This is a genomic window from Deinococcus sp. (genome assembly GCF_018260555.1).
Taxonomy (GTDB): domain Bacteria; phylum Deinococcota; class Deinococci; order Deinococcales; family Deinococcaceae; genus Deinococcus.
In genome coordinates, this window is sequence record NZ_JAGLBB010000098.1 from 1 (window position 1) to 7,079 (window position 7,079).

Below are 7,079 nucleotides of genomic sequence, written 5' to 3' on the forward strand. Positions count from 1 at the left end.
CAGTTTGGGCAGGCATCGTCAGCGATACCCAGACTCTACACTTTGCGCCGCACCCCACCCCCCTGCTGAGCAGTTACCCTGTCGGATCACCTGCCCGTGGTGGCGGAGCTGACTTTGCCTTGAACCAGATGAGGGTGGGGCAGGCATCAAGTTGCCTGCCTCACCCCGTCTTTTGCTATTCCAGTTTGAAGCCGCTGGCAACGTACTCGACCTGCACGCGCCCGTCGTTCCAGAGGCGCACTAGGCCGTAGCCAGGCACAGTCTCCTGCATGTTGCCATACCACGAAGCAGCGGAGACAGCGCCATCATTGGCGTACTGCACGCCGTTATACAGCACCTGGTCAATCAGGTGGGTGTGCCCGGACAGGCACAACTTGACCTGCGGATTTTTCTTGAACAGCGATTTAAAGCGCGGCGCGTCAATATGGATGTTACTGCCACTGATTTTCCAGTCGCCGTTGAGGTTGTTGCTGCCATCGAAGAAAGGGGATACGCCCAGAATCGGCGCGTGGGAGAGAATCAGGGTGGGTTTGCTCTTATTGGCGCTGAGATCATCTTTGAGCCAGGTAAACTGGTCCTCATCCAGCTTGACGATGTAATCGCGGTCTTCGCCAGGCTGAATATCGTCAATCACCACGAAGTGCCAGGCCCCTTTGTCAAAGGAGTAGTACCGCTCCCGTAGGCCCAGTGCCTGCATAATCCATTGCTTACCCCAGAGCGGCTCCTGCCCCGTGGTGCCGCTGCTCTTTTTGTCCCAGCCCCAGATGTCGTGGTTGCCGATGGCGTGGTACACAGGCACTTTGGCCTCTCGCCTGAAGATTTCGACTACGCCTTTCATCTGCGGCTCGACCACACTGGCGGGCTTGTTAAACGCCTCGGCCAGAAGGTCGCCGCCTTGCAGGATGAACTGTGCGCCCTGGGACTGCGCGTGCCGAAGGGCGACCGTCAGCCCCTCCGCAGAAAGGCCCGGTTTGAGCCTGTCCTTATCAAGCAGGTCGGCCCCGAAATGAATATCCGTCAGGTGGGCAAGAATGAGGTCGGGTCTGCTGGCGGGGGGCGCCGTCAGTTGGGCCTCGGCACGGCTGAGCAGCGGCAGTCCGGCCAGAAATGGAACGGTTTTGAGCAGAGTCCGGCGAGTGGTCATGGGTACCTCCACAAAAAGGGGGCGGGCGGCCATATCGCCGCTGCCCCTGCACCTCAACGTTACTTCTGGCTGGTCTGGTAAAGCTGCTCGACTTCTTTGCTGCTCAGGGCAAAGGGATAGATGCGCACGTCGTCCAGGGTGCCCGTAAAGCCGCGTCCCTTGGGTTCTTCAGCGTTGCGGCCCAGGTTCCAGGGGTAGGAGGTGTACTTGAGCGTTCCCTCGACTTCCGCTTCCCTGATCAGCTTGCCGTCGATGTACACGCGGGAGGTGTCACCTTCGACCACACCGACCAGGTGATGCCAGTTGCCGACCCAGTCTCTAGGCTGCGCGACTTCGTTTTCACCGCGCCGCCAGCCGCCGGTGAAGAAGTCGATGGAGCCGTTCTTGGCATCGGTCTTCAGGACGTTCCAGTCGCCTTTGGTGAAAAAGTCAGAGTAGGCTTTTTCGTCGCCCGATTTGACCCAGATGCTCATGGTCATGTCCTGTACGGGGGTTTCCAGCACAGCAGTGCGCGGAAATTCGACGTAGCTGGCCTCATTGCTGAAGGCCAGCCCTTTACCTACTTTGCCCTCGACGATTTTGACCTCGCCCACAGACTTGCCGTCGTGACCAAAGCCCGAAAGGTCAGCCAGGGGATTCTTGCCATCAAAATTCAGGCGCAGGATGGTGGCGTCAAGACGGTTTTTAGGCTGCCCAACCAGAATGCGTTGCGTGGGCTGTCCAGCCACGCTCATGCTGTAGGTGCCGTCCTTGGCCAAGGACAGTTCATAGGTCGCCGCGCCGCCCTTCAAGCTGACGGCCTTCAGGCTTTGCTTGAAATTGGCAGGGCCAGTCACCGTTACAACCGGAGCCGTGGTGACCCCCTGAGGCAGCACCAGCGTCAGCGTTGTTTTTTCACCACTTTTGGGCAGCAGCGGCGTCTGGCTCAGCGTCGGCCGGGTCTGCACCACGGGCGCAGCGGTGCTCGTTTGGGCAGATGCCACACTCAGGAGGCTCAGGGTCATCAGCAACAGGGTCTTGGGCATAAGCAGGCCGAGGTTAATTTGGCCAGGTCACCCTGGCGTCAGCAGAAGCCCAGGACCCGACAGTGCTGATGAGGCCGTGGAGGAAGGCATCAAGAGGACAATGAAGTGCAGACTGCTTGCAGGGAACTGACCGCTGGACTGACTGAGCGCACGGATCAATGTCCGAAGGCCCAGAGAAATGACGCTCCAGGCCCAACGACCATGGGCTTTGCCTTTGGCTTCCTATAGGACGCCCGACCAACACGCATCAGACGTAGGCCATCGTCACTACTCTGGTGGCCTACCAAACCACCAGAAACGGCCACCCGCCCGCGCACCTTGGGTATGAAAGGTCACGTGCGCCGCTGCTTCGCGTACTCGTTCGCTCCGGATGAGGTGGAGGGTCGCCTGCACGAGTACGGGCTGAGCCTGCTGCAAGCTCACTACGAGTCGGGTCTGCGCGGCAGGGTACTGCGCCGGGCCGTGGAGGCGGACGTGGACCTGCTGTCCTGCGTGGCGTCGTTCGCGGCGGAGGTCGGCGTGCGCGCGGAGCAGCGCGGTGAGCCTTCGTCGGGCGAGGACGTCATGACACCGGTGAGCGCCCTGTTCGTGACGAAGGGTCCGGCAGTGCGGCTGTGCACGGTGCATAAGGCCGGGGGCCTCGCGGCCGCGCGGGTGAGGGGGAAGGTCACTCAGCTTTCCTTCAAACTGACCATCAGTACCCCAACCCATAGTCCCGTTCCCGCTCCTGCCGCCTGTCGCGGGCGGTCTTAGCGTCCTCTGGGTCTAGCTCCAGCGGTTTTCCGCTGGGGTGTTTTTGTTGTTGCTGGTCGTCGTCGCGGTCATGGGTCAGGCCCAGTTCGCGGCCTAGCTGGGCCTGACCTGAGAATCGGAACCAAAAACTGCGCTAAGTACCTTGAAGCTCACATTGCGCCATGCCGGGAAAGCACCGGAACCTCTCCATTCCCGCTCCAACTTACTTTCCTTCTGCTCCGCGCTCCGCGCGGTTTATCGACAAGATCAACGCAGTGTACTTGGTTCCGAGTCCAGTCTGGTTTTCAACGCATCGGGCATCCGTTCCAGCCACTTCTCGATGGACTGGCGGTCAAGCGGCTGCAGCTGCGCAAGGAAGCGCCGGTCACTGAGTGCACGACCCACCCGAACTGCGCGTTCCTCACGGGTGGCTGCGGCTGGAGGAGACAATTTCCTCAGCTCAGCGATCAGCTCTTCACGTGTCGCTCCTGCCTTTGCCAGAGTGATCAGACTGGCGTGGTGCTCAGGCGGCGCTGAGACGATGACGGCCGCGAGCGTACGAGGCACACCGGCCCGCAGGGCGTCGAGCACGGCAGAGGGCCAGTTCAGGATCCGGAGCTTGTTCTTCGCATAACTGCGCCAGGATTCGCCCAGCGGCGTGAAGACGCCGTCCATCAGGGCGTGATCGGGGCCCTCCGCTTCTTTGAGCAGCCGCATCAGGCGGCCGCGGGCCTGCTCAGGTGTCGTTCCCAAGGCGAGTGACACGAGTGTCAGTTTCGCGTCCACCTCGTCAATCACGTTCAGGTCCTGACGCTGCAGGTTCTCCATCAGGCCCGCCACCAGGGCCTGCCGGTCATCAAGGTCCCGGATCAGGACCGGTACCTCCTTCAGGCCAGCAATCTGGGCAGCCCGCCAGCGCCTCTCCCCTGCCACGATCTCGTAGCGTCCACCGAACGCCCGGACCAGCAGGGGCTGCAGGATACCCTCAGCACGGATGCTGGCGGCCAGGCTTTCCAGGGAGTCCGGCTCGAAGGTGCGCCTGGGCTGCGCCGTCCCGACTGTCAGCTGATCTACCCTGAGCAGCTGCGCGCCCGCGCGTGCCAAGCCGGCGTCAGACGCCACGGTGAGAAGCCCAGAGAGCTTCCCGAGGTCACGTTTCGGGCGGCTCACGCGGTTCCCTTGTAAGCAACTCCGAGTACCCGCGCGATACTCGCGGTTGCCTGCCGCAGATCCTCGGCCACTGGGCTACCAGGCGCGTACACACCCACCGGCTGCCCCGCCAGAGCGCTATCAAGGTAGATCGCTTCCCGCTGTGGCAGGGGCTCGGCCACCGGTGACAGGTGAGACCGGATCTGCTCAAGCATGTCCCGGTCGTGGCCACGGCGGGCGTCGTACAGGGTCGGCAGGTAGAGACCGACCCGCAGCTCCGGGCGCAGGCCGTGATACATCCGCATCACTTCCGACAGGCCAGGCAAGGCGTTCACTCCCTTAACGCGGGTCGGGATGGGCACGAGCAGGACGTCCGACGCCAGCGCTCCGAGCGCGGCGAGTTTCCCGACGCTCGGCGGACTGTCGATCAGCACCACATCGTACAGTCCCTCCACAGCCGTCAGCGCGCGTCGCAGGAAGAGCTCAGCTCCGATCCGGCCTGGCATGATCGCCTCCGCCAGTGCCAGATCCACCCGCGACGGAATCAGGTGAAATCCGAACATCTCACGCGGGGCCGGGAGCGCCCCAGCCTCAGTCGCGACCGGATACACCGTCTCACGCAGTTCGGCATCCTCGACGCCCAGCCAGGTGGTGAGGTTTGCCTGAGGGTCGAGATCAATCAGCAGCACCTTCAGCCCCGAGCGTGCGAGTTCATAGCCGGCATTGAGGGTGAGAGATGTCTTGCCCGCTCCTCCTGCGTGATTGAAAAACGTCGCAGTGATCACGTTCAGACAATACCGCTTTCACGGTTCGTTCCGGAACGAACCGAGTGCAATACGTGAGCGCACCTGACACCAGACACCGTCCTGGACGTGCAGGACCGTCAGCTCCATGGCACTGGGCAGCTCGCTTCTTCGCCTGCTCGCTCCTGCTTTTTCCCGTAGTTTCTGAGGGGTTCGTCTCCTCCACTGACGTTTCTCTACAATGGAACCATGCCTGAGCGAAAACCGAGGGGATCCGCGCTACCAGTCGTGGACGTCGGAAGCGGCTACGACGAGCTCAACCTCGGCCGACTGGCACTGATCAGCGGACAGAAAACCGTGCCGGCCACCCTGCGCCGCTGGCAGAAGTCCATTCTCACGCCCGACGGCCGTCCCGTGGTGGTTACCTGCTCCGTTCCGGAAGATCAGGTTGTCCCGCACGGCCTGGACAACGATTTCATGGTCGGGCTGGTTAATCTCTGCTTCGAGGCGGGACTGCCAGACGGGCCCTTTACAGTGTCCGCTTACGGGCTGCTCAAAGCCTCGGGATTCCCGGATACAGCCCAGTACTACCGCTCGCTTGAAGAGAGCCTGGTGCGCCTGAACAAGGCCAACTACACCATCGAGGAGGGGTGGTTCATGCGAGGCCCGCACACCTGGACGACCCAGTCGTTCGCGCAGGTTAACTACCTCTCGTACGGCCGCTCGAAGACCGGGGTGCGTGGCACCTCCGTCATCACGGTACAACTTGCGCCGCCCATCATGGACAGCCTACGCGCCGGGTATATCAAACCCCTGGACCTGAACTTCTACCGCTCCCTCAGTCAACCGCTTGTCCGCGCGGTGTACCGTCAACTCGACGCGCTGCATTTCGATGACTCCACTCCTGACGGCCTCGTGCGTGAACTCAGCGCGCCACTCATGGCCTGGGCGAACCGCCTGGGGATCTTCAGTGAACGAGCCGACAACGTCGCTCGTACACTCAAGCCGGCCAACGACGAACTGCTGGACAAGAAGTACATCTCTGAGATCGAACTAACGGGCCGCGGACGCGACAAGCTGGTGCGCTACGTCTTCGGGACGCCCCCGGTGGGAGACCATCCACAACTCGCGGAACTCCTGCGCCTCAGAGGCGTGAAGTCCGGGGTCGCCGTCCGGCTGTCCACGGTCTTCCCCGAGCGCATTGAGGAAGCCGCCCGCCGCTTCGACCACTACGTCAAGGCGGCGACCCGGCCAATCGGTAATCCCGGGGGCCTGCTGGTTGCAATGGTGCAGCGGCCAGAAGATTTCGCTGACCTGCCTGGGTATGTCCCGGCCCGTCCGAAAACGGAACCGTCAACCACCCGGACGAGTATCAGCAAGCGGTCCAGCTCCAGCGCACCACTCACCGACGAGATTGAGGCCATGGAGGCCCGGGAGGAGACGCGGGTAGGTGCTCTGGACGGTCAGGCACTGGTCGACTGGGTGCTGCGTCAACTGACGCTGCTCGGCACGATGAAGCACCTGAGTGTGCAGGAACGGACTCTGCTCATCGAGGCCGTCGCGGCCGGAACGCTGGATGGCCGTTCGGTTGTGCGCGAGGCTACACGCGCCGTCTCAGGCGGCGTTCCGGCAGTCCGCGCTGTCGTGGACGAGGTGCGGACCCACCTCGCCAGTATGCGCCCGTAGTTTCTGAGGGGCCCTCCGTTGGGCACTCCCGTATGTTCTGAGTGAACAGGCGGAAATAGAGCGTCTGGGACGGCGCTACCGTCTGTGAAACACAACTCCCGTATGTTCTGAGGGAAAGAGAGAAAAAAGGTGCTTTTCAGCCCGTATGTTCTGAGGGAAATGACGACGCTGGCCACCGTTCATGCCCGTATGTTCTGAGGGATAACCCCTTCAGATTCCCGTATGTTCTGAGGGGATAACAGGAGGATTTTTGAGAGACTACCCGTATGTTCTGAGGGAAAGTAGCATCAGCCTCCCGTAGTTTCTGAGGGGAACAGGGGAGTATTTCCCGTAGTTTTTGAGTGGATTCGCCGAGATTCATGCACCAGGACAGTTTCCATCTTGCTCCCCTGATGATGTTTTTTATTCATCATTCTTTTTAAAATCACCATACAGGACCATCACATCAGAAATCGCACCAGCCCTCCATGCTCACCCGTCCACAATCAAACGTCGAGGGTGTCTTTAAGCCACCCCAGATAGCGGAGGGGAAATCCGACACATAGAGGGATGCTGACCCGCCCCATTCGCAAAGCGGTATCTGTCCCTGATAGATCCTGC

Annotated in this window: 6 protein-coding genes; 2 read left to right on the top strand and 4 right to left on the bottom strand. The window is 61.5% G+C overall.

The window, feature by feature from the left end; all coding sequences use genetic code 11:
- Positions 1–175 precede the first annotated feature (175 nt).
- Positions 176–1,144 carry a metallophosphoesterase gene (locus QZ271_RS13365; RefSeq protein ID WP_291432287.1) on the bottom strand — a complete coding sequence of 323 codons (969 nt, stop codon included), beginning with the start codon at positions 1,142–1,144 and terminating at the stop codon, positions 176–178.
- A 59-nt stretch (positions 1,145–1,203) separates the two neighbouring features.
- Positions 1,204–2,169: a LamG domain-containing protein gene (locus QZ271_RS13370; RefSeq protein WP_291432288.1), complete on the bottom strand. Its 966-nt coding sequence runs from the start codon at positions 2,167–2,169 to the stop codon at positions 1,204–1,206.
- Positions 2,170–2,493: 324 nt separating this feature from the next.
- On the opposite strand from QZ271_RS13370, the gene QZ271_RS13375 reads away from it, so the two are divergent.
- On the top strand, positions 2,494–2,922 hold the full coding sequence (locus QZ271_RS13375; RefSeq protein ID WP_291432290.1) for a hypothetical protein: 429 nt from the start codon (positions 2,494–2,496) through the stop codon (positions 2,920–2,922).
- Between the two features lie 246 nt (positions 2,923–3,168).
- Here QZ271_RS13375 and QZ271_RS13380 read toward each other — a convergent pair whose 3' ends face one another.
- On the bottom strand, positions 3,169–4,071 hold the full coding sequence (locus QZ271_RS13380; protein ID WP_291432293.1) for a ParB/RepB/Spo0J family partition protein: 903 nt from the start codon (positions 4,069–4,071) through the stop codon (positions 3,169–3,171).
- Positions 4,068–4,835: a ParA family protein gene (locus QZ271_RS13385; protein ID WP_291432295.1), complete on the bottom strand. Its 768-nt coding sequence runs from the start codon at positions 4,833–4,835 to the stop codon at positions 4,068–4,070. The genes QZ271_RS13380 and QZ271_RS13385 overlap by 4 nt, the downstream gene beginning before the upstream one ends.
- A 207-nt stretch (positions 4,836–5,042) precedes the next feature.
- Between QZ271_RS13385 and QZ271_RS13390 the strand changes: the two genes are divergently transcribed.
- Entirely contained in the window at positions 5,043–6,479 is a 1,437-nt protein-coding gene (locus QZ271_RS13390; protein ID WP_291432297.1) for a replication initiator protein A, read from the top strand.
- Positions 6,480–7,079 lie beyond the last annotated feature (600 nt).

Excerpts from the sequence above, each read along its gene's own strand:
- QZ271_RS13365 (WP_291432287.1), bottom strand. The coding sequence starts at position 1,144 with ATGACCACTCGCCGGACTCTGCTCAAAACCGTTCCATTTCTGGCCGGA.
- QZ271_RS13370 (WP_291432288.1), bottom strand. The coding sequence starts at position 2,169 with ATGCCCAAGACCCTGTTGCTGATGACCCTGAGCCTCCTGAGTGTGGCA.
- QZ271_RS13390 (WP_291432297.1), top strand. The coding sequence starts at position 5,043 with ATGCCTGAGCGAAAACCGAGGGGATCCGCGCTACCAGTCGTGGACGTC.
- QZ271_RS13375 (WP_291432290.1), top strand. The coding sequence starts at position 2,494 with ATGAAAGGTCACGTGCGCCGCTGCTTCGCGTACTCGTTCGCTCCGGAT.